The sequence below is a fragment of the Streptacidiphilus sp. ASG 303 genome, from assembly GCF_020991365.1.
Lineage (GTDB): Bacteria > Actinomycetota > Actinomycetes > Streptomycetales > Streptomycetaceae > Peterkaempfera.
In genome coordinates this window covers 504,884-526,748 of the sequence record NZ_JAJLRA010000001.1, presented here as the reverse complement: position 1 = coordinate 526,748, position 21,865 = coordinate 504,884, and the positions used below count along the sequence as shown (strand labels likewise).

Genomic DNA, 21,865 nt, shown 5'->3' with positions numbered 1-21,865 from the left:
CCCCGACCAGCCGCCCGCACCCGACCGGCCGTCCGACCCGGACCGGCCGGCCGCCGCCCCCGACCAGCCGTCCGCCGCGACCCGCGGGAGACCCGTGAACACCGAGCCGGCCGCCACCCAGGCCCGCAACCACACCGCCCTGCCCAAGGCCCGCACCCTCATCGAGGCCCTGCCCTGGCTGGAGCGCTTCCACGGCAGAACGGTCGTCATCAAGTTCGGCGGCAACGCCATGGTCGACGAGGACCTCAAGCGCGCCTTCGCGCAGGACGTCGTCTTCCTCCGCTACGCCGGGATCAAGCCCGTCGTCGTCCACGGCGGCGGCCCGCAGATCAACGCGCACCTCGACCGCCTCGGCCTGGAGTCCTCCTTCACCGCCGGGCTCCGCGTCACCACCGCCGAGACCATGGACGTGGTCCGCATGGTGCTGGCCGGCCAGGTCCAGCGGCAGCTGGTCGGCCTGCTCAACGAGCACGGCCCGTTCGCCGTCGGCATGACCGGCGAGGACGCCCACACCCTCACCGCCGTCAAGCGCTACGCCGAGGTCGACGGCGAGCAGGTCGACATCGGCCTGGTCGGCGACATCGTCCGGGTCGCCCCCGGAGCCGTCCAGGCCCTCCTCGACGACGGCCGCATCCCCGTCGTCTCCTCCATCGCCCGCAGCGAGGACGGCCACGTCTACAACATCAACGCCGACCTCGCCGCCTCCGCCCTCGCCTCCGCGCTGCAGGCCGAGATGCTCGTCGTGCTCACCGACGTCGAGGGCCTGTACGCCGACTGGCCGGCCAGCGACGACGTGATCAGCATGCTCACCGCGAGCGAGCTGGAGAAGCTGCTGCCGACGCTCTCCAGCGGCATGGTCCCCAAGATGGAGGGCTGCCTGCGCGCCGTGCGGGAGGGCGTCGGCACCGCCCGCGTCCTGGACGGGCGCGTCCAGCACGCGCTGCTGCTGGAGATCTTCACCGACGAGGGGATCGGCACCATGGTGGTGCCCGACCCCCCGGCGGACGCCGCCGCGGCCGTCACCGGACCGGCCGCCGCCACCGCCACCACCGAGACCGACGGGGGTTCCTCATGAGCGGCAACACCGACCTGACCCGGCGCTGGCAGCACGCGCTGATGGACAACTACGGCACCCCCCGCGTCCCGCTCGTCAGCGGGGAGGGCGCCCGCTTCACCGACGCCGACGGGAACGTCTACCGCGACTTCGTCGGCGGCATCGCCGTCAACGCCCTCGGCACCGCCCACCCGGCCGTGGTCGAGGCCGTCACCCGGCAGATCGCCACCCTCGGCCACGTCTCCAACCTCTTCGTCGCCGAGCCCCCGGTCCGCCTGGCCGAGCGCCTGCTGGAGCTGTTCGGCCGCCCCGGCCGGGTGTACTTCTCCAACTCCGGCGCCGAGGCCGTCGAGTGCGCCTTCAAGATCGCGCGCCGCACCGGCCGCACGCACATGGTGGCCACCGCCGGCGGCTTCCACGGCCGCACCATGGGCGCCCTGGCGCTCACCGGCCAGCCCGCCAAGCAGGAGCCCTTCCGCCCCCTCCCCGGCGACGTCACCCACGTCCCGTACGGCGACGCCGAGGCGCTGCGGGCCGCCGTGACCACCGCCACCGCCGCCGTCGTCGTGGAGCCGATCCAGGGCGAGAACGGCGTGGTCCCGGCGCCCGACGGCTACCTCGCCGCCGCCCGCGAGATCACCCGCGCCACCGGCACCCTGCTGGTGCTGGACGAGATCCAGACCGGCGTCGGCCGCACCGGCCACTGGTTCGCCCACCAGGCGCTCGGCGTGGAGCCGGACGTCGTGACCCTCGCCAAGGGCCTCGGCGGCGGCCTGCCGATCGGCGCCACCGTCGCCTTCGGCGAGGCCGCCGGCCTGCTCACCCCGGGCCAGCACGGCTCCACCTTCGGCGGGAACCCGGTGGTCTGCGCGGCCGCCCTCGCGGTCCTGGACACCATCGCCGCCGACGGCCTGCTCGACCGCGCCGAGCAGCTCGGCGAGCGGCTGCGGAAGGGGGTCGAGGCGCTCGGCGACCCGCTGGTCTCCCACGTCCGCGGGGCCGGCCTGCTCCTCGGCATCGTGCTGACGCAGCCCGTCGCCGCCCGGGTCCAGGACGCCGCCCAGGAGGCGGGTTTCCTGGTCAACGCCTGCGTCCCCGACACCGTGCGGCTGGCGCCGCCGCTGGTCGTGGGCGAGGAGGACGTGGACGCCCTGGTCGAGGCCCTGCCGCGCATCCTCGACGGTGTGCGGGATGCTGTCAGCAGCGAACGACGACCGTAGAGCACCCCAGGCAGGAGAGCCGTCCCCCATGACCGATGTCCACCGCCCCCAGGCCGGGCAGCCGACGCCGCAGGTCCCGCAGACCCGCACGGCCCGGCACCGGCGGATCGTGGACCTGCTGACCCGCCGGCCCGTGCGCTCCCAGAGCCAGCTCGCCAAGCTGCTCGCCGACGACGGGCTGGTGGTCACCCAGGCCACGCTCTCCCGGGACCTGGACGAGCTGGGCGCGGTCAAGATCCGCAACAAGGACGGCGCGCTCATCTACGCCGTCCCCGCGGAGGGCGGCGACCGCACCCCGCGGGCCCCGATGGGCGAGTCCGCCACCGAGGCCCGGATGGCGCGGCTCGCCGGGGAGCTCATGGTCTCGGCGACCGCGTCCGGCAACCTCGTCGTGCTGCGCACGCCGCCGGGCGCGGCGCAGTTCCTCGCGTCCGCCATCGACCAGGCGGGGGTGTTCGAGATCATCGGCACCATCGCCGGCGACGACACGGTGCTGCTGATCAGCCGCGACCCGCAGGGCGGCCAGGAGCTGGCCGACCACCTCATGCAGCTCGCCCAGTCCAAGAGCGGCTGAGCGGCCCGGGCGCTCCGGCCTCCCCGGGGCGCTCCCGTGCCCCCGCGACGGCCCCGGCGTCACCCGCCCGGGGCCGTCCGCTTTGAATTCCATACGGTCTCATGCATACTTATGCCTAGCACCGCATGGGGTGCCGCCCCGCACGCACTGTGAAGGAGAAAGCCGTGACCGAGCGCGTCGTACTCGCCTACTCGGGCGGTCTGGACACGTCCGTCTGCATCGGCTGGATCGCCGAGGAGACCGGCGCCGAGGTCATCGCCGTCGCCGTCGACGTCGGCCAGGGCGGCGAGGACCTGGAGGTCATCCGCAAGCGGGCGCTGGCCTGCGGCGCGGTGGAGGCCGAGGTGGCCGACGCCCGCGACGAGTTCGCCGACGAGTACTGCCTCCCGGCGGTCAAGGCGAACGCCCTCTACATGGACCGGTACCCGCTGGTCTCCGCGCTCTCCCGGCCGGTGATCGTCAAGCACCTGGTGGCCGCCGCCCACAAGCACGGCGCCTCCGTCGTCGCCCACGGCTGCACCGGCAAGGGCAACGACCAGGTCCGCTTCGAGGCCGGCATCGCCTCCCTCGCACCCGACCTGACGTGCATCGCCCCCGTCCGCGACTACGCGATGACCCGGGACAAGGCGATCGCCTTCGCCGAGGCCAAGAACCTGCCGATCGCCACCTCCAAGAAGTCCCCGTACTCCATCGACCAGAACGTCTTCGGGCGCGCCGTCGAGACCGGCTTCCTCGAGGACATCTGGAACGGCCCCGTCGAGGACATCTACGAGTACACCCAGGACCCCGCGCAGCCGCGCGAGGCCGACGAGGTCGTCATCACCTTCAAGCAGGGCGTCCCGGTCGCGATCGACGGCAAGCCCGTCACCGTCCTCCAGGCGATCGAGCAGCTCAACCAGCGGGCCGGGGCCCAGGGCGTGGGCCGCCTCGACATGGTCGAGGACCGGCTGGTCGGCATCAAGTCCCGCGAGGTGTACGAGGCGCCCGGCGCGATCGCGCTGATCACCGCCCACCAGGAGCTGGAGAACGTCACCGTCGAGCGGGAGCTCGCCCGGTACAAGAAGGGCGTCGACCAGCGCTGGGGCGAGCTCGTCTACGACGGCATGTGGTTCTCGCCGCTCAAGCGGGCCCTGGAGGGCTTCGTCGAGGAGGCCAACCAGCACGTCTCCGGCGACATCCGGATGACCCTGCACGGCGGGCGCGCCGTCGTCACCGGCCGGCGCAGCGAGGAGTCCCTGTACGACTTCAACCTCGCCACCTACGACACCGGCGACACCTTCGACCAGTCGCTCTCGAAGGGCTTCATCGAGATCTTCGGCATGTCGTCGAAGATCGCGGCCAAGCGTGACCTCCGGGCCTGATCCCGCGTTGCCCCAGGGGCCCCGGGGTCCGTCCGGACCCCGGGGCCCCTGCCGTCCCACCCGCCCGTCCAGCCCAGCCCCGCCCCAGCACCGAAGGAGCACCAGGTGTCGCACGACCCGACCCCCGCCCCCGCCGGAGACGTCCGCCTGTGGGGCGGGCGCTTCGCGGACGGCCCGGCGGAGGCGCTGGCCGCGCTCTCCGCCTCCGTGCACTTCGACTGGCGGCTGGCCCCCTACGACATCGCCGGCTCCCGCGCCCACGCCCGGGTGCTGCACAAGGCGGGGCTGCTCACCGCCGACGAGCTGGACCGGATGCTGGACGGGCTGGACCGGCTGCTCGCCGACGTCGAGTCCGGCGCCTTCACCGGCACCGTCGCCGACGAGGACGTCCACACCGCCCTGGAGCGCGGCCTGCTGGAGCGGCTCGGCCCCGACCTCGGCGGCAAGCTCCGCGCCGGCCGGTCCCGCAACGACCAGGTCGCCACGCTCTTCCGGATGTACCTGCGCGACCACGCCCGGATCATCGGCGGCCTGCTGCTGGACCTCCAGCACGCCCTCGTGGGCCTCGCCGAGGCCCACCCGGACACCGCCATGCCCGGCCGCACCCACCTCCAGCACGCCCAGCCCGTGCTCTTCGCCCACCACGTGCTCGCCCACGTCCAGGCGCTCTCCCGGGACGCCGAGCGGCTGCGGCAGTGGGACGCCCGCACCGCCGTCTCCCCGTACGGCTCCGGCGCGCTGGCCGGGTCCTCGCTCGGCCTGGACCCCGAGGCGGTCGCCGCCGACCTCGGCTTCGAGGGCGGCTCGGCGGGCAACTCGATCGACGGCACCGCCTCCCGCGACTTCGTGGCGGAGTTCGCCTTCGTCACCGCGATGACCGGGGTGGACCTCTCCCGCATCGCGGAGGAGGTGATCCTCTGGAACACGAAGGAGTTCGGCTTCATCACGCTCCACGACGCCTTCTCCACCGGCTCCTCGATCATGCCGCAGAAGAAGAACCCCGACATCGCCGAGCTGGCCCGCGGCAAGTCCGGCCGCCTCATCGGCAACCTCACCGGCCTGCTCGCCACCCTCAAGGGCCTGCCGCTCGCCTACAACCGCGACCTGCAGGAGGACAAGGAGCCGGTCTTTGACTCCTGCGACACGCTGGAGGTCCTGCTGCCGGCCTTCACCGGCATGATCGCCACCCTCACCGTGCACCGCGAGCGCCTGGAGGAGCTGGCCCCGGCCGGCTTCTCGCTCGCCACCGACGTCGCCGAGTGGCTGGTGCGGCAGGGGGTGCCCTTCCGGGTCGCGCACGAGGTGGCGGGGGAGTGCGTCAAAGTCTGCGAGGGCCTGGGGATCGACCTGGCCGACCTGACGGACGAGCAGTTCGCCGCCGTCTCGCCGCACCTGACGCCGGAGGTCCGCTCGGTGCTCACCGTCCGCGGCTCGCTGGCCTCCCGCGACGGCCGCGGCGGCACCGCGCCCGCCGCCGTCGCCCGGCAGCTCGCCGAGGTGAAGGCGGACCTCGCGGTCCAGCAGGAGTGGGCCGACGCGAAGAAGTGACGGAGCGCCACCCCTCGGGGGCGGGACGGCCGGGCGGCCGTCCCGCCCCCGTCCCGTGTCCGGGGGGCGCCCCCGCCCCTCCGCGGAGAGGGCCTGCGGGGGCGCCGTCGGCGCGATGAGGGCCGAGCCGCGGGGCGGCGGCCGGCCCGGGCGGTGAGCGCGGCGCCGCCGGCCGGCCCGTCCTCCCGTCCCGCCGCCCGCGGACGGGCGGCGCGGACGGGCGGCGCGGACGGGCCGGCCGGCGAGGACCCGCGCGCACGTCCGGTGGGCAGGGGCGGCCTCCCTGCGGTCCTCACCGTCCGAGCGGGCCCGGCGGGCCGGGCGGTCCTGGCGGGAGCGCAGCCGCGCGGTGGTGCGCCTCCGGACGTCCCCGGCGCGGTGTCCGGCGCGGTGTCCGGCGCGGTTCCGTGTCCGTCCGGTCACGCGGGGCCGCCGTCCGGGCGGTTACGCGCGGTTTCCCCCGCGGTTCGCCCGCAGGACACCGGACGGTTCCGGTCCGGCTCCTACGCTGCGGCGCGGTACCGGCACCCCGGACCGCCCCGCACCCCCGGCGGACCCCCATCCGGGCCACCCCCCGCCCCCGGACCCGAGGAGCACCATGACGCACCCGCAGACCGGCACCCCCGGCGCCCCGCAGAACCCGGCCGTGCAGTCCCCGGCCCCGTACGCCCCCGGCGGCGCCCCCTCCCGGCGCGGCTTCCTGCGCACCGCCGGCGCGGTCGGCCTGGGCGCCGCGGCCGCCGGCGTCCTCGCCGCACCGGACGCCCTCGCGGCGGACGCCCCCGCCGTCCCCGCCCCCGGGGCCCCCGCCCGCACCCGCGGCACCCGCCCGCCGGTGCGCACCGGGACCGCCCTGGACCGCCTCCCGCACCCGCTGGTCATCGGCCACCGCGGCGCCTCCGGCTACCGCCCCGAGCACACCCTCGGCTCGTACGAGCTCGCCCTGGAGCTGGGCGCCGACGTCATCGAGCAGGACCTCGTCCCGACCCGGGACGGCCACCTCGTCGTCCGCCACGAGAACGAGATCGGCGGCACCACCGACGTCGCCGACCACCCCGAGTTCGCCTCCCGCCGCACCACGAAGACGGTCGACGGCACGGTGCTCACCGGCTGGTTCACCGAGGACTTCACCCTCGCCGAGCTGCGCACCCTGCGGGCCAAGGAGCGGCTGCCGCAGCAGCGCCAGCACAACACCCTCTACGACGGCCGCTGGCCGGTGCCGACCTTCGCCGAGGTGATCGAGTTCGCCGACCGCCGCTCCCGCACCCTCGGCCGCGACGTCTGGCTGTACGTCGAGACCAAGCACCCCACGTACTTCCGCTCGATCGGACTGCCCCTGGAGGAGCGCCTCGCCGACCAGCTGCGCCGCAGCGGCTACGCGGGCGGGCACGGCCGCGCCATCCTGCAGTCCTTCGAGCCGAGCAGCCTCCAGCGGCTGGCGCGGCTGGTGGGCAACCCCCGCATCCAGCTGCTGGACGCGGCGGCCTCGCAGCCGTACGACTTCACCGCGGCCGGCGACCGGCGCACCGTCGCCGACCTGGTCACCCCCGAGGGGCTGGCCTGGATCGCCGGGTACGCCCAGGGCATCGGCCCCACCACGCAGCTGATCGTGCCCACCGACAAGGCCACGGGCCGGCTCGGGACGCCCACCACGCTCGTCGCGGACGCCCACGCCGCCGGGCTGCTGCTGCACCCGTACACGGTGCGCAACGAGAACGGCTTCCTGCCCGCGGACTTCCGCCGCGGCACCGACCCGGCCGCCTACGGCGACGCCCTCGCCTGGTCGACCCGGCTCTACGAGCTCGGCGTGGACGGCTTCTTCACCGACAACAGCGACACCGCCGTCCTGGCCCGCGCCGACTTCTGGGCTTCGCACGGTATCGGCTGAACAGTCGAACATGTCACCCCTTCGGGGGGTTTGACCCACTGTTCCGCCCCGGGCCGCATCCCGGGGCGGGGCGGTGGCGTCCCCACGGTCACAGCCGCCCCACCACCCGGAGGCACCCGTGACCACGCAGACCGTCCAGACCACCCGGACCGCACAGGCCGCACAGGCCGCACAGGCCCACCTGGCCGCCCGGCCCGACCGTGCAGACCGGCCCGACCTGGCCGCCCGGCCCGACCGGACCGGGCGGCGCCCGCTGCCCGACCGCGCCCCGGGCCCCGACCGCCGGCCCCTCCTCCCCGGCCTCCCGCGGTCGGACCGCCGTTCGGACGCGGGCCGGCCCCCGCAGCCCGTCCGCCCCGCCCGCCCCCCGCGCCGGCCGGACGCCGACCCGGGCCCGGACCCCGGTCCCGCACCGAACCGCCGCCCGGACCCCGGCCGCCCGGACCCGGCCCGCCGCGACCCCGCCCGCCACGACCTCGGCCGCCCCCCGCGCCCCGGACCGGACCCGTCCCCCCACCACCGCGTCCAGGCCGCCTTCGCCCCGCTCGCGGCCTCCCTCGCCCGCGCCCACGGGCTGGACCCCCGCGACCTGGAGCAGGCCGTCTGGCTGCGCGTGCTGGAGCACGCCGCGCGGGCGCCGCTGCCCGCCCGGCCGGAGGGCTGGCTCCGCTCGCTGACCCTGGAGGAGTTCCGCCGCGCCCTCGCCCCCGCGCGGGCCGAGACCCCGGCCGCGCTCCCGCCCCGCCCGGCGGCCCCGCCCCCGTCCCTCCCGGCGGCCGTGCGCGCCGCCGTGGCCCGGCTGCCCGCCCGCTGCGCCGCCCTGATGACCGCCCTGCTCGACGACCCCGGCATGACGTACACCCGGCTCGCCGCCGAGACCGGCATCCCCCGCGGCAGCATCGGGCCGACCCGTTCCCGCTGCCTCGCCTGCCTGCGCCGCCTCCTCCACGACGTCGCCGCGCCGCGGTGACCCGCGCCGCGGTGACCCCGCCCGCGGTGAGCCCGCGCCGCAGTGACCCCCGGGCGCCGGACCGGCGGGGGCGGCGGCCCGCCCCCGCCCGCCCCGCGTGGCACAGATCACTCCGCCGGGCGGGGGCCGGGAGGTTGCAGGCGGCCGACGGGAGGGTAATGCCAGGGCGAACGTGCCTCTTGACGCGACCGCGACCGCCCGGATACTGAGCGTGAGCGCGGCCGTCCCCCTCCTGTGGGCCGCACACCCCGCGGCCCGCCGGTACCGGGCCGGTACGCTCGCGCACCATCCCCGGCCGGGAGCGATCCCCGGCACGGGTCCACCTCCGGTCAGGGCCGCCCGCGCACACCCTCACCCCGGCGCCGGGCACACACGAAGGGGAGGCATGCGCACATGGGCATGAGCGTGACCATCTCGGTCGCCGACCAGGGCGACGCCGAGCAGATCCTCAAGCTCCAGTACCTCTGCTACCAGAGCGAGGCGGAGCTCTACGGCGACTGGGCCATCGACCCGCTCACGCAGAGCCTCGACAGCCTGCGCGAGGAGCTGGCCGGGCACTGCGTGCTCGTCGCCCGGCTCGGCGGCGAGGTCGTCGGCTCCGTCCGCGGCCGCCTCGGCGACGACGGGGTGGCCCGCGTCGGCCGCCTGGTCGTGCACCCGCGGATGCAGCGCCACGGCCTCGGCAGCCGCCTGCTGCAGGCGGTGGAGGAGCGGCTCGCGGAGTCCGGCCCGGTCACCGCGTACCGGCTCATCACCGGCCACCGCAGCCTGGGCAGCCAGCGGCTGTACCGGCGCCTGGGCTACCGGGAGGCGGGCGTCGAGGAGGTCAGCCGCCGCCTCAGCCTCGTGATCCTGGAGAAGCCCGCCGTGCCCGCGCAGGCGTCCGCCCCGGGGCCCGCCCTGGCCGCCAGCGCCTGACGCCCGCCGTCCGCCGCCGTGTGCGCTCCCCCGCCCGCCGAGGGCGGGGGAGCGCACCGCTGTGGGCGTCCTCACGTCCTCCGGCGCCCTGCCCGGCGGCGGCCCGCCGGTAGGCTCGGGGATCATGGACACCGCCGCAGACGCCCTGCTCTTCGACATGGACGGCACCCTGGTCGACTCCACCCCGGCGGTCGTCCGCTGCTGGCTGGCGTGGGCGGCCGAGTACGGGCTGACCCCGGCGGACTTCGCCCGCATCGCCACCCACGGCCGCCCGGCGGTGGAGATCATCGGCGACCTGCTCCCGCCGGAGCGCCTCGCCGGGGGCGGCCTCGACGCCGCGCTGCGCCGGATCGAGGAGCTGGAGGTGGCGGACACCGAGGGCACCGTGGCGCTGCCGGGCGCGGCGGAGCTGCTGGAGTCGCTGCCGGCCGGCAGCTGGGCCGTGGTCACCTCCGCCACGCGGAGGCTGGCCGAGGTGCGGCTGAAGGCGGCCGGCCTGTCCGCCCCGGTGCTGGTGACCGCCGACGACGTGGTGCGGGGCAAGCCCGACCCGGAGCCCTTCCTGCTCGGCGCCCGCATGCTGGACGCGGACCCTGCCTCCTGCGTGGTGCTGGAGGACGCCCCGGCGGGCCTGGCGGCCGCCCGTGCCGCCGGGATGCGCAGCATCGCCGTCACCACCACCCATCCGGCCTCCGACCTGGCCGCCGACGCCGTGGTGGAGGGCCTGGACCGGGTCCGGGCGGCCGTGGTGCCCGGCGGCCTGCGGGTCCGCGCCGAGGCCGCCTGAGCCGCGCCCCTGTCCGCCATGCGGACATCCGGGGCCGGTATGTGGGCAGCAGATCGCCCGTCTGGTTTACTGGGGCCCATGACCACGACGACACACCGCATTCCCGCCGGCACCGCGCCGGCAGCCGGTCGTGCCCTGTGCCGTCGAATGTGTGCCTGCTGAGGGTCCCCGTACCAGCCTCGCGCCCCGAAGCGAGACCCCCGCGCGCCGCCGCACCGGCCGGCGCCCTGCCCCCTCCTGACATGCACCTGGACCTCACCCCCCTCCGCGCGCCCCGCCTCCGCCCGGCCGCCGTCCTCCGCCGCAGGGCCGCCCGCCGTGCGCAGCCCCCCGGAGCACGCCGCCGCTGAGCCCGCCGCGCCGCGGACGCCCGCGTCCGCACCCCGGCACGGCACGGCAGGGCCGGAGCCCCGCTGCTCCGCCCCTCCCCGGCACCCCCTCCCGGCGCCCCCTTCCCGGCATCAGCACGCCCCGCGCCGCGGCCCCGAGCCGCCGTGCGCCCGACCCGTGGACCAGACCTGATGATCACCACCGCAGACCTGAGGAAGACCTACCGCGTCCGAGGCCGCGACGTCACCGCCCTCGACGGCGTCGACCTGCACGTGCAGGAGGGCGAGGTGTACGGCGTCGTCGGCACCAGCGGCGCCGGCAAGTCCACGCTCGTGCGCTGCGTCAACATGCTGGAGCGGCCCACCTCCGGCACCGTCACCGTCGACGGCCTGGAGCTGACCGCCCTGGCCGGCCGCGGCCCCCGCGCCGGCCGGGGGCTGCGCGCCGCCCGCCGCAGCATCGGCATGGTCTTCCAGCACTTCAACCTGCTCTCCTCGCGCACCGTCCGCGACAACGTCGAGCTGCCGCTGGAGATCATGGGCCTGGACCGCACCGAGCGCCGCCGCAGGGCGGGCGACCTGCTCGACCTGGTCGGGCTCGCCGACAAGGCCGGCGCCTACCCCGCCCAGCTCTCCGGCGGCCAGAAGCAGCGCGTGGGCATCGCCCGCGCCCTGGCCGGGGACCCCAAGGTGCTCCTCTCCGACGAGGCCACCTCCGCCCTCGACCCGGAGACCACCCGGTCGATCCTGGAGCTGCTGCGCGACCTCAACCGCCGCCTCGGCCTCACCGTCCTGCTGATCACGCACGAGATGGACGTCATCACGTCGGTCTGCGACTCGGCGGCGCTGATGCGCGGCGGCCGGATCACCGAGTCCGGCAGGCTCGCCGACCTGCTCGCCACCCCCGGCTCCGAGCTGGCCCGGGCGGTCCTCCCCCTCGGGGACCTCCCGGCGGGCCGCCCGGACGCCACCGTCCTGGACATCACCTTCCCGGGGGAGACCGCCGCCCGGCCCTTCGTATCCCAGCTCGCCCGCACCCACCACGTCGACCTCAGCATCCTGGGCGCCGCCGTGGAGACCGTCGGCGGCCGCCAGATCGGCCGGATGCGGATCGAGCTGCCGGGCCGCCACGACGAGAACGCCGTCCCCATCGGCTACCTGCGCGAGCAGGGACTGCTGGTGGACGTCGTCACCGACCGTACGGAGGACGCCGCATGACCTGGGCCGAGATGCAGCCCCTGCTCCTGACCGCCACCCGCGAGACGCTCTCCATGGTCGGCACCGCCACCCTGGTCGCGCTGCTCGCCGGTCTCCCGGCCGGCGTGCTGCTCGTCCTCACCGACCGGGGAGGGCTGCTGCAGAACCGTCCCGTCAACCGGGTGCTCGGCGCGGTCGTCAACGTCGGCCGCTCGCTGCCGTTCATCGTCCTGATGCTGGCGCTCACCCAGTTCACCAAGTGGGTCGTCGGCACCTCGCTGGGCTGGCAGGCGGCCTCCGTGCCGCTGGCCGTCGGCGCCGTCCCCTTCTTCGCCCGGCTGGTGGAGACCGCCGTGCGGGAGGTCGACGGCGGCCTGGTCGAGGCCGTGCAGGCGATGGGCGGCTCCACCTGGACGGCGGTGCGCAAGGTCCTCGTCCCCGAGGCGCTGCCGTCCCTCGTCGCGGGCCTGACCACCACCGTCATCGCGGTGGTCGGCTACTCCGCGATGGCCGGCGCGGTCGGCGGCGGCGGCCTGGGCAACCTCGCCTACACCTACGGCTACATGCGCTTCGAGACGGACTTCATGACCGTCATCGTGGTCGAGCTGGTCCTCCTGGTGGCCCTCGTCCAGGCGCTCGGCGACCTCGCGGCGCGGGCCCTGGCGCACCGCGGCCGCGGCTCCGGGCCGGTCCGGCTGCTGCGGCGGCGCCCGGCAGCCGTCCGTACCGCCCGGGCCCCGCACGCCGTGCGGACCGCCCCCCGCGGGGGGACGCCCGACCCCGGGCCCGCCGGTCCCTCCGAGGACGGCGGCGCCGTCCCGGAGCCGGCCGCCTCCCACTAGCCCCGGTCCCGGTCCCACCCCCCACCGGTCCCACCCTGCCCACCGGGCCCTCCCGGCCCGGCGGGCACCCGCCACGCCCCGGCACGCGTCCCCGCGCGCCGGTCCATGGAGAAAGGCACTCTTCGTGCGCAACGCCGTCAAGCTCACCGCCACCACCCTCACCGCGGGCGCCCTCGCCCTGGCCACGGCCGCCTGCGGCAGCGACTCCTCGTCGTCCGGCTCCGCCGCCGCTGCCGACCGCGCGCTGGTCGTCGCCGCCAGTCCCACCCCGCACGCCCGCATCCTCGACTACGTCAGGGACCACCTGGCCGCCAAGGCCGGCCTGAAGCTCGAGGTCAAGGAGGTCACCGACTACGTGACCCCCAACACCGCCGTGCAGGACGGCTCGGCCGACGCCAACTTCTTCCAGCACCGGCCCTACCTGGACGACTTCGACAAGCAGCGCGGCACCGACGTCGTCGCCGTGGAGTCCGTCCACCTGGAGCCGCTGGGCCTGTACTCGAAGAAGGTCCGCAAGGTCGCCGACCTGCCCGCCGGGGCCACCGTCGCCGTCCCCAACGACGCCACCAACGAGGGCCGCGCCCTCAGGCTCCTCGCCGACAACGGCGTCATCACCCTCAGGGCCGGCGCCGGCACCACCGCCACCGTCCGCGACGTCACCGGCAACCCGAAGAACCTCAGGTGGAAGGAGCTGGAGGCCGCCCAGCTGCCCCGCTCCCTCGGCGACGTGGACGCCGCCGTCGTCAACGGCAACTACGCCCTCGACGCGGGCCTCCGCCCCGCCACCGACGCCGTCGTCCTGGAGAAGGCCGAGGGCAACCCCTACGCCAACATCCTCGCCGTGAAGAAGGGGAACGAGAACGACCCCCGCGTGCGGAAGCTCGCCGAGCTGCTCCACTCGCCCGAGGTGAGGAAGTACATCCAGGACACCTTCCAGGGCTCCGTCGTCCCGGCCTTCTGAGCCGTCCGGACCTCGTGGCGCTCCGTCAGCCGGTGCGCGGGGACGCCGGGCCCGGGCCCCCGCGCGGGGCTCAGGCCCGGCGGGTCCAGTACACGTCGGTGGTGTAGGGGAGTTCGACGCGGTCGCCGTCGCGGGTCTGCGGGTGCGCCCGCAGCACCGCGTCGACCTCCGCCCGCACCCGCTCCTGCTCCGCGGCGTCCAGCGCCGCGATGATGCTGCTGGACGCCATCCGCTCCAGCACGCCCTCCCGCGTCACCGGGTGCGGGTTGGGCAGGTGCAGCTCCTCCACCGGGGACCAGCCCGGCCGCGCCTCCAGCAGCGTCCGCCACCGGCCGTCCAGGTGGCTCGGCAGGTCCTCGGGGGCGCGGCCGAAGTAGATCCGCTGGAAGTCCCGCACCCAGGGCACCGAGTCGTCGAAGGTGTTCCACACCAGGGCCAGCGACCCGCCGGGCCGCAGCACCCGCTCCACCTCCGCCAGCGCCTCCTCCTGCCGGAACCAGTGCCACGCCTGCGCGGCCACCACCACGTCCGCCGAGGCGTCCGGCAGGCCCGTGGCCTCCGCCGTGCCGCTCCCGACCTCCACGCCGGGCAGCAGCTCCGCCAGCCGCCCGCGCATCGCCGCCACCGGCTCCAGCGCCACCACCCGGGCCCCGGTCAGCGCCAGCAGCCGGGTGAACTTCCCCGTGCCGGCGCCCAGGTCGACCACCGTGCGGCCGGGCTCCAGGCCCACCGCGTCGGCGAGTCCGCGGAGCGCCGGCAGCGGATAGGACGGCCGGGACCGCTCGTACGCGTCCGCCGCCCGCTGGTATCCCGTCCCCGCCGCCTGGTGAACCGTCACGCCCCCTGACGCTATCAGCCGCAGGTGGACGCCACCCGAACGGCGTGCGACGGGCGTCCGGCCCCGCGCCGCGCCCCGCCGGCGGCCGCCCGGCGGGCCCAACCCGCTGCACCGGCCCGGGAGATGCTGCATGCTGCTGTATCCGCGCCGCGTCCGTGGTGACGGCGCCCCGGCCCGTGGAGCATGATCGCCGTGTCGCCGCCGCCCCGCCCACCGGGACGCGGGGCGTACCGTGTGTGCACCACCCGGCGAGGAGAGACGGCCATGGCATCCACCTTCCCCGAGACCGCCATCAGCACCGAAAGGCTGCTGCTGCGCCCCTTCGAGGAGGAGGACGCCCCCGCCCTCGCCGGGACGATGGACGACGAGGCCGTCCGCTGCTGGACCCCCGTCCCCCACCCGTACACCGAGCACCACGCCCGCACCTGGATCCGCACCACCGCCCCCGAGGACCGGGCCCGCGGCCGCGGCATCGCCTTCGCCGTCACCGAGAACCTCACCCAGCGCCTGGTCGGCGTCGTCCGCCTCCAGCAGACCGACTGGCGGCTGCGCACCACGGAGGCGGCCTTCGTCACCTCGCCCTGGGCCCGCGGCGAGGGCTACGCCCCCGAGGCGCTGCTCGGCGTCGCCCAGTGGCTCTTCGAGGACCGCGGCTTCGAGCGCCTGGAACTGCGCACCGCCGCCGGCAACACCGCCGCCCAGCAGGTCGCCCAGAAGACCGGCTGCATCAGCGAGGGCGTCCTGCGCAGCGCCGGGACCGTCCGCGGCGGCGAGCCCGGCGACGGCACCGACGAGGAGGTCCGCACCGACCTCATCGTGTGGAGCCTGCTCCCGGAGGACCTCGAGATCCCCGCCCCCCGCACCCCCGGCCGCCCGGCCGACGACCGCAGGGCGACCAGGATCTGAGGCGGCCGCCGGACCTCCCCGTCCCGGCCTGTACGCTCCTCGCGGGCACGCGCCGCCCGCCCCCCGGGGCGGTCCGCGGGCGTGCCGCCGGCCGCCGGGGGCAGGGGGACCCCGGAGCGCGGACGGATCCCCGCGGACCGGTTCCCCGGGCGCACGTCCCGGGCCGGTCCCCAGGCGCACACGGACAGCGAGGAGAACAGCCGGAATGGCTGACCGGGTCACGGTCATCGGGTGGGACGGCACTCCGCTCACGGAGGCGGCGCGGGCGGCGCTGGGGGCGGCCACCCTGGTCGCGGGGGCGCCCTACCAGCTCGCCGCGCTCGACCTGCCGCAGGGCGCCGAGCGGATGGCGCTCGGCAGCGTCGAACTCGCGGCCCGCCGCATCGCCGACCACCGCGGCGCCGCCGTCGTCGTCGCCGAGGGGGACCCCGGCTTCTTCGGCGTGGTCCGCACCCTGCGCAGGCCCGAGTTCGGCCTGGAGCTGGAGGTCCTGCCCGCCGTCTCCTCCGTCGCCGCGGCCTTCGCCCGCGCCGGCATGCCCTGGGACGACGCCCAGGTCGTCAGCGCCCACGGCCGCCGGCTGCGCCGTGCCGCCAACGTCTGCCGCGCCCACCCCAAGGTCGCCGTCCTCACCGCCCCCGGCGCCGGGCCCACCGAGCTCGCCCTGATGCTCCGCGACGTGCACCGCACCTTCGTGGTGTGCGAGGCCCTCGGCACCCCGGACGAGGAGATCAGCGTGCTGACCTCCGACCGGGTGCCCGACCACGTCTGGCGCGACCCCAACGTGGTGATCGTGGTCGGCGGCGCCACCCGCCCCGCCACCGAGGCCGCCGGCTGGCTCGCCGGCCGCCCGGTCGACTTCCCCGGGACGGTCCGCGGCTGGGCCCTGGACGGGGAGGCGTACGCCGCCGCCGACCGCCCGGTCGGCGTCACCGGCGCCGCCCCCGCCCCCGAAGCCGGCGGGCCCCCCGCGCCGGACACCCCCGCCCTGCCCGCCGAGGCCCGCGCGCTGGTCCTCGCCCGCCTCGGGCCGCGGCCGGGCGACCTGCTCTGGTCCGTCGGCGCCGGCAGCGGCTCCCTCGCCGTGGAGGCCGCCCGCTTCGGCGCCGCCGTGGTCGCCGTGGACGCCGACGCCGACGCCTGCGGCCGGACCGCCGTCAACGCCCGCCGCTACGGCGTCGAGGTCGAGGTGGTCCACGGCGACGCACCCGAGGTGCTGGGCGAACTGCCCGAACCCGACGTCGTCGCCGTCGAGCACGGCGATGCCGCCACGGTCGCCGCCTGCCTCGCCCGCCGCCCCGAGCGCCTGGTGGCCGTGCCCCGGACCCTCGCGGAGGCCGAGGGGTTCCGCCGGGCCTTCGCCGCCGCCGGCTACCGCACCGGGGGCACGCTGCTGCACGCCTCCGCGCTGGAACCGGCCGAGGACCCCGCCCTCGGCGGCGGGCACGCCCCGGCGCCCTCGGCGCCGGTCCTGCTGCTCTGGGGCGAGCGCCCGGCCTGACGGACCGCCGGCCCGTCCGCCCGGCCGGCCCGTCCGTCCGCCCGGCCCTCCGCCCGCCCGGCTGCCTGCAGGCCCGCCCCGGCCGGACCGCCTGACCCGTGGGCTCCGGACGTCCCGGTCCGGTGGGCCCGGGGCCCGGTGCGCGCCACGGACCGGACCGGGGACGGGCAGGGGACGGGCCGGGCGGAGCGGGGAAGGGCGGGGAGGGGAAGGGCCGGACGGGCACGGGGAGGCGGCTGACGGTCCCGGCCCGGTGTGCGCGATCCGGGCGAACGCGGTCACACCGTCCGGGAATGGGCACCACCCCGACCGGGTGTCCGCCCCGGCCGGTAGGGTGACGTGCGGTTGTCTCCGCGGCGGTGCGGCGGCCAGGAACCGGTGATCCCGGATCCCGACCATGACGTGGCGGAGCCCACACCGGGTGATCGCGTCCACGCGTGCCGCCGGGCGGCCCGGGCCGGAAGAATGCCCCGATGTCAGGGGGCGGTCGTGCCGGTTGCCCCCGGTCCGTCGTTGTTGTGGTGGCGGGCCGGCGTCGGCCGGGCCGCCACGGAGCGGAGGACCGGACGGGACCACGGCTGCCGTGCCTGCGCGGCCGCCGGTCACACGCGACGGGGCGGGGCCGACCCGGCCCGGCCCCGCGCGGTCGGACGCCGCGGTCGGCGACCGCGACGCCGAGGACGCCTACGCGGCCCTGGAAGGAGTTTCTGAGATGACCGATACCGGCCACGTCCCGGGCGAGGGACTGCCGGAGCACCCGCTCTCCGAGGCAGGTCACGACCCGGCGTACCAGCCGGTCGGCGGCCCTGCGGAGACGGCGGGCGCCGGTTTCCGTCCCGACCCCTTCGGCCCGGGCCCCGAGGCCGCCGCGCACGACGCCGGGCTGCGGCCCGCCTTCACCTTCCTCGACCAGCCCGACCAGCTGGACGAGGAGGACGACCTCCTCCTCATGCCCGGTCCGCAGGGCTCCTGGAGCGAGGCCGCCCTGCGCGAGCCCACCCCGGCCCACGGCACCCCGATGCCCGCCGACCCGGCCGTGCACGGCATGCCGGCGGAGACCATCCCGCTGCGCACCGTCACCACCGAGGAGGCCGCCGCGCACGCCGCGGGCACCCCCGTCGCCCCGTCCTGGCCGCCGCTGGCGCCGCCGGAGGCCGCGGTCCAGGCGGCGGTCGACGCCGCCGCCGCCCTGCAGGCGGCCCCGGGTCAGGCCCCCGCCGCACCGGCACCGGCCCCGGTCCCCGAGCACGGTCCCTTCACGGTCGCCCCGCCGCAGCCGCAGCCGCAGGCCCCGGTGGTGCCCCAGCCGCCGGTGGCGCCGCAGTCCGCGGCGGCCGCCGCCGCGGCGGTCCGGCGTCCGCTGCACGCCGGACCGCCCATCCCCGACCCGTCCCTGATGACCGGTCAGGTCCCCGTCCGCTCGCTCGCCGACCGGGGACCCTCCGCGGGGGACACCCAGGGCTACGGCGTCCGGCTGGCCCCGCCCCAGCAGCCCGGGGCCCCCGCGGTCGCCGTGCCGGTGCAGCCGGTCCAGCCGGTGCAGGCCCCCGAACCGGTGGCGGCCGAGGCGCCGGCGGCCGAGCCGACGGCGGTTCAGGAGCCCGGGGCCCAGGACGGCCCGGTGCAGGAGGCGGTGCCCGCGCAGGACGTGGCGGCGGAGCAGGCGGCGGTGCAGGCACCCGCCGCCGAGTCCGCGCCCGCGCCCGCACCGGAGCAGTCGGTGCAGCTCGTGGCCCCCGAGGCCTCCGAGGTCCCGGCGGTCGAGCCGGCTGCGGTCCAGGAGGCCCCTGTCCAGGAGGCCCCTGCCGACGAGGCGGCGGCCCCGCAGGCCCCCGTGCAGGAGGCGGTGCCCGCGCAGGACGTGGCGGCGGAGCAGGCGGCGGTGCAGGCACCCGCCGCCGAGTCCGAGCCCGCGCCCGCGCCTGTGACCGCCGAGCCCGTGACCGCCGAGCCCGTCGCGGTGCCCCGGGCAGCCGTCGCCGAGCAGGCCACCGCCGTTCCGGCGGAGGCCGGGCCCGGCCACGCCGCACCCCAGGACACCCCCGCGGCAGCCGTGCCCGCCCCCGCCCCTTCCCCGACGGCGCCGGTGGCGCAGGAGCCCGCGGCCCAGGCGGTCGCAGTGAACACCGCGCCACAGCTCCAGGACGCCTCTGCCACCCCGCCCGCGCAGGCGCTCCCGCCCGAGAACGCCACCGCCGTCTCCGGCCTCCCCGAGGCCACCCTGATCCCGGCTCCCGCCCGGTCCTCGGACGGCCCCCCCAGCAGGATCGCGGCGTTCCTCGCCGTGCCGCCCGCGCCCGGCCTGCCCGAGGAGGCCGCCGACGCCGACCCGGCCGTCCCGGACGCCGGGGCGGGGATGCCGGACGCCTCCGCGGCGGCCGCACCGGAGTCCGCGGCCGGAGGTGCCGCGGACGGAGAGTCCGGTGCCCCCGCCGCCGACGCCCCGGTGCTGCAGGAGGACGCCGCCGTCGAGGGCGCGGCCGCCGGTTCCGCTCTCCCGGAGGCCGCCCCCGAGGCGGCCGCCGCCGAGCCCGGGCCCGAGGTCGTCGCCGGGCCCGAGGCCGTCGTCGGGCCCGAGGCCCCCGAGCAGGCCGCCGCCCCCGTCGTGCCCGGCGGGGCGCCGGCGGAGGAGTCGCCCGCCGCCGGGTCCGCCGAGCCGGTCGGGCCCGCCGAGCCGGTCGGGCCCGCAGGTCCCGGTACGGCGGAGGCCGCCGCGGTACCGCAGGAGGCGGTCGCCGGGCACCCGGAGCCCGTCGAGCAGGCCGCTGTCCCCGGTGCCGTCGCAGCGGACCCCGTCGACGCCCTCGCCGAGGGTGCCGCCCCCGTGCAGCAGGCCGTCCAGGAGGCCCCCGCCGGGGACGCCGCCGACCAGGCCGCCGGAACCGGGCCCGTCGCCGGACAGGCCCCCCAGGCCCTCCCCGAGCCCGAGTCCGAGCCCCGGCCCGAGCCCGCGGCGGCCTCCGCCGAGCAGGCCGTCGACGTGCCCGAGCAGGCGGAACCCCACGGTGCCGAGGCCGTCCCCGAGGCCGTTCCGGCTGCCGAGGTCCTGCCCGAGCCCGCGCCCGAACCCCAGCCCGAACCCCAGCCCGAACCGCAGTCCGTGCCCGAGCCCCGGCCCGAGGCCGCCGCCGAGACCGAGGCCCAACCCGACGTGCAGCCCGAGATCCAGTCCGGCCCCGACCTGCCCCAGGGCCCGGCCGCGCCCGGCTACGAGGAGTCCATGCGCGACGCCGTGCACCGCGTGATGCGCGAGCGCCGCGACGTCCGCAACGGCTTCCGCCCGGACCCCATCCCGCACGAGGTGCTGATCCGGGTCCTGGAGGCCGCCCACACCGCCCCCAGCGTCGGCCACTCGCAGCCGTGGGACTTCGTCGTGATCCGCTCGGCCAAGACCCGCCGGCGGATGCACGAGCTCGCCGAGCGCCAGCGCGACGCCTACGCCGCCTCGCTGCCCAAGGGCCGCGCCAAGCAGTTCAAGTCGATCAAGATCGAGGCGATCCTCGAGACCCCGGTCAACATCGTCGTCACCGCCGACCGCACCCGCGGCGGCCGCCACACCCTGGGCCGCCACACCCAGCCCCAGATGGCGCCGTACTCGGCCGCCCTCGCCGTGGAGAACCTGTGGCTCGCCGCCCGCGCCGAGGGCCTGGGCGTCGGCTGGGTGTCCTTCTTCGATGAGCGCGAGATGGTCCGCGAGCTCGGCCTGCCCGACCACCTCGACGTGGTGGCCTACCTCTGCGTCGGCTACGTCGACTCCTTCCCGGACGAGCCGGAGCTCCAGCAGGCCGGCTGGGCCAGGAAGCGCCCGCTGTCCTGGGTCGTGCACGAGGAGCAGTACGGCAACCGGGCCCTGCCCGGCGAGGACCCGCACAGCGTGCTCGACGAGACCCTGCGCGGCATCCGCCCGCTCGACGCCAAGGCGCTCGGCGAGGCGTGGGACCGCCAGAAGCGGATGACCAAGCCCGCCGGCTCCCTCGGGATGCTGGAGATAATCTCCGCCCAGCTGTGCGGCCTCTCCCGCAAGTGCCCGCCGCCGATCCCGGAGCCCGCCTGTGTGGCGGTCTTCGCCGGCGACCACGGCGTGCACGCCCAGGGGGTCACCCCCTGGCCGCAGGAGGTCACCGCGCAGATGGTGGGCAACTTCCTCGCCGGGGGAGCGGTGGTCAACGCCTTCGCCGCCCAGGTCGGCGCCGAGGTGTGCGTGGTCGACGTCGGCGTCGCCTCCGAGCTGCCCGCGCCGGTCCAGGAGGGCCGCACCACCGGCCTGCTGCCGCGCAAGGTCCGCCCCGGCACCGCCGACATGACCACCGGACCCGCGATGAGCCGCGAGGAGGCCCTGCGGGCGGTCGAGGTCGGCATCGAGACCGCCCGCGACCTGGTCGCGGCGGGCAACAAGGCGATCGTCACCGGCGACATGGGCATCGCCAACACCACGGCCGCAGCCGCCCTGATCTCGGTCTTCACCGGCACCGACCCGGCCGAGGTCACCGGTCGCGGCACCGGCATCGACGACGAGACGCACGCCCGCAAGGTCGACGTCGTCCGCCGGGCGCTGGAGCTGCACCGGCCCGACCCGGGCGACCCGGTGGGCGTCCTCGCCGCCGTCGGCGGCCTGGAGCACGCCGCCCTCGCCGGCCTCCTCCTCGGCGCCGCCTCGCTGCGCACCCCGGTCATCCTGGACGGGATCAACGCGGGCGCCGCGGCCCTGGCGGCCAAGGCGATCGCCCCGGAGGTCCTCGCGGCCTGCATCGCCGGCCACCGCTCGGCCGAGCCCGGCCACAAGGCGGCGCTCGCCAAGCTCGGCCTGCGCCCGCTGGTCGACCTCGACCTGCGGCTCGGCGAGGGCACCGGCGCACTGCTCGCGCTGCCGCTGGTGCAGTCCGCGGCCCGGGCGATGCACGATGTAGCCACGTTCGACTCCGCCGGGGTCACCGAGAAGCACTGACCGGGACACCGGCCGGGGCCTGACCG

Annotated in this window: 16 protein-coding genes; 15 read left to right on the top strand and 1 reads right to left on the bottom strand. The window is 77.0% G+C overall.

Features of this window, described 5'->3' with window-relative positions:
- The first annotated feature begins 94 nt into the window (after window positions 1–94).
- The 12 genes from argB (at window position 95) to LO771_RS02295 (ending at window position 13,649) form a co-directional block, all read left to right on the top strand.
- Window positions 95–1,075, top strand: coding sequence for an acetylglutamate kinase (gene argB, locus LO771_RS02350; RefSeq protein ID WP_230647943.1), 981 nt, complete (start codon window positions 95–97; stop codon window positions 1,073–1,075).
- A complete protein-coding gene (locus LO771_RS02345) occupies window positions 1,072–2,274 on the top strand; it encodes an acetylornithine transaminase (RefSeq protein WP_230647807.1) in 1,203 nt (400 codons plus the stop codon). Before argB ends, LO771_RS02345 begins: the two co-directional genes overlap by 4 nt.
- 28 nt (window positions 2,275–2,302) lie before the next feature.
- Window positions 2,303–2,848, top strand: a complete 546-nt coding sequence (locus LO771_RS02340) for an arginine repressor (protein ID WP_230647805.1) — start codon at window positions 2,303–2,305, stop codon at window positions 2,846–2,848.
- A gap of 164 nt (window positions 2,849–3,012) precedes the next feature.
- Window positions 3,013–4,209 carry an argininosuccinate synthase gene (locus LO771_RS02335; protein WP_230647804.1) on the top strand — a complete coding sequence of 399 codons (1,197 nt, stop codon included), beginning with the start codon at window positions 3,013–3,015 and terminating at the stop codon, window positions 4,207–4,209.
- Between the two features lie 105 nt (window positions 4,210–4,314).
- On the top strand, window positions 4,315–5,757 hold the full coding sequence (gene argH, locus LO771_RS02330; RefSeq protein WP_230647802.1) for an argininosuccinate lyase: 1,443 nt from the start codon (window positions 4,315–4,317) through the stop codon (window positions 5,755–5,757).
- A 598-nt stretch (window positions 5,758–6,355) separates the two neighbouring features.
- Window positions 6,356–7,645, top strand: coding sequence for a glycerophosphodiester phosphodiesterase (locus LO771_RS02325; protein WP_230647800.1), 1,290 nt, complete (start codon window positions 6,356–6,358; stop codon window positions 7,643–7,645).
- 118 nt (window positions 7,646–7,763) lie between these two features.
- Window positions 7,764–8,615 carry a hypothetical protein gene (locus LO771_RS30955; RefSeq protein ID WP_304944748.1) on the top strand — a complete coding sequence of 284 codons (852 nt, stop codon included), beginning with the start codon at window positions 7,764–7,766 and terminating at the stop codon, window positions 8,613–8,615.
- A gap of 393 nt (window positions 8,616–9,008) precedes the next feature.
- The gene (locus tag LO771_RS02315; protein ID WP_230647798.1) at window positions 9,009–9,533 is read left to right on the top strand and encodes a GNAT family N-acetyltransferase; all 525 of its coding nucleotides are present in this window, start codon (window positions 9,009–9,011) and stop codon (window positions 9,531–9,533) included.
- A gap of 124 nt (window positions 9,534–9,657) precedes the next feature.
- A complete protein-coding gene (locus LO771_RS02310; protein ID WP_230647796.1) occupies window positions 9,658–10,320 on the top strand; it encodes an HAD-IA family hydrolase in 663 nt (220 codons plus the stop codon).
- A 521-nt stretch (window positions 10,321–10,841) separates the two neighbouring features.
- A complete protein-coding gene (locus LO771_RS02305; protein WP_230647794.1) occupies window positions 10,842–11,867 on the top strand; it encodes a methionine ABC transporter ATP-binding protein in 1,026 nt (341 codons plus the stop codon).
- Window positions 11,864–12,688 (top strand): methionine ABC transporter permease, encoded by an 825-nt coding sequence (locus LO771_RS02300; RefSeq protein ID WP_230647793.1) that lies wholly within the window; start codon window positions 11,864–11,866, stop codon window positions 12,686–12,688. Before LO771_RS02305 ends, LO771_RS02300 begins: the two co-directional genes overlap by 4 nt.
- Window positions 12,689–12,812: 124 nt before the next feature.
- Entirely contained in the window at window positions 12,813–13,649 is an 837-nt protein-coding gene (locus LO771_RS02295) for a MetQ/NlpA family ABC transporter substrate-binding protein (RefSeq protein ID WP_230647791.1), read from the top strand.
- 70 nt (window positions 13,650–13,719) lie between these two features.
- Here the strand turns inward: LO771_RS02295 and LO771_RS02290 are convergent, their stop codons facing one another.
- Complete coding sequence (locus tag LO771_RS02290) at window positions 13,720–14,487, bottom strand: class I SAM-dependent methyltransferase (RefSeq protein WP_230647789.1); 768 nt, start codon at window positions 14,485–14,487, stop codon at window positions 13,720–13,722.
- A gap of 264 nt (window positions 14,488–14,751) precedes the next feature.
- Here LO771_RS02290 and LO771_RS02285 point away from each other — a divergent pair, with 264 nt between their 5' ends.
- From LO771_RS02285 to cobT, 3 genes are all read left to right on the top strand, one after another.
- Window positions 14,752–15,393: a GNAT family N-acetyltransferase gene (locus tag LO771_RS02285; RefSeq protein WP_230647787.1), complete on the top strand. Its 642-nt coding sequence runs from the start codon at window positions 14,752–14,754 to the stop codon at window positions 15,391–15,393.
- Window positions 15,394–15,598: 205 nt separating this feature from the next.
- A complete protein-coding gene (gene cbiE, locus LO771_RS02280) occupies window positions 15,599–16,894 on the top strand; it encodes a precorrin-6y C5,15-methyltransferase (decarboxylating) subunit CbiE (RefSeq protein WP_230647785.1) in 1,296 nt (431 codons plus the stop codon).
- Between the two features lie 712 nt (window positions 16,895–17,606).
- Window positions 17,607–21,839 (top strand): nicotinate-nucleotide--dimethylbenzimidazole phosphoribosyltransferase, encoded by a 4,233-nt coding sequence (gene cobT / locus LO771_RS02275; RefSeq protein ID WP_230647783.1) that lies wholly within the window; start codon window positions 17,607–17,609, stop codon window positions 21,837–21,839.
- The last annotated feature ends 26 nt before the right edge of the window (window positions 21,840–21,865 follow it).

Bases quoted from the DNA above. Each gene is read 5' to 3' on its own strand.
- LO771_RS02345 (WP_230647807.1), top strand. From the start codon at position 1,072: ATGAGCGGCAACACCGACCTGACCCGGCGCTGGCAGCACGCGCTGATG.
- LO771_RS02340 (WP_230647805.1), top strand. From the start codon at position 2,303: ATGACCGATGTCCACCGCCCCCAGGCCGGGCAGCCGACGCCGCAGGTC.
- LO771_RS02325 (WP_230647800.1), top strand. From the start codon at position 6,356: ATGACGCACCCGCAGACCGGCACCCCCGGCGCCCCGCAGAACCCGGCC.
- LO771_RS02315 (WP_230647798.1), top strand. From the start codon at position 9,009: ATGGGCATGAGCGTGACCATCTCGGTCGCCGACCAGGGCGACGCCGAG.
- LO771_RS02310 (WP_230647796.1), top strand. From the start codon at position 9,658: ATGGACACCGCCGCAGACGCCCTGCTCTTCGACATGGACGGCACCCTG.
- LO771_RS02305 (WP_230647794.1), top strand. From the start codon at position 10,842: ATGATCACCACCGCAGACCTGAGGAAGACCTACCGCGTCCGAGGCCGC.
- LO771_RS02300 (WP_230647793.1), top strand. From the start codon at position 11,864: ATGACCTGGGCCGAGATGCAGCCCCTGCTCCTGACCGCCACCCGCGAG.
- LO771_RS02285 (WP_230647787.1), top strand. From the start codon at position 14,752: ATGGCATCCACCTTCCCCGAGACCGCCATCAGCACCGAAAGGCTGCTG.
- cbiE (WP_230647785.1), top strand. From the start codon at position 15,599: ATGGCTGACCGGGTCACGGTCATCGGGTGGGACGGCACTCCGCTCACG.
- cobT (WP_230647783.1), top strand. From the start codon at position 17,607: ATGACCGATACCGGCCACGTCCCGGGCGAGGGACTGCCGGAGCACCCG.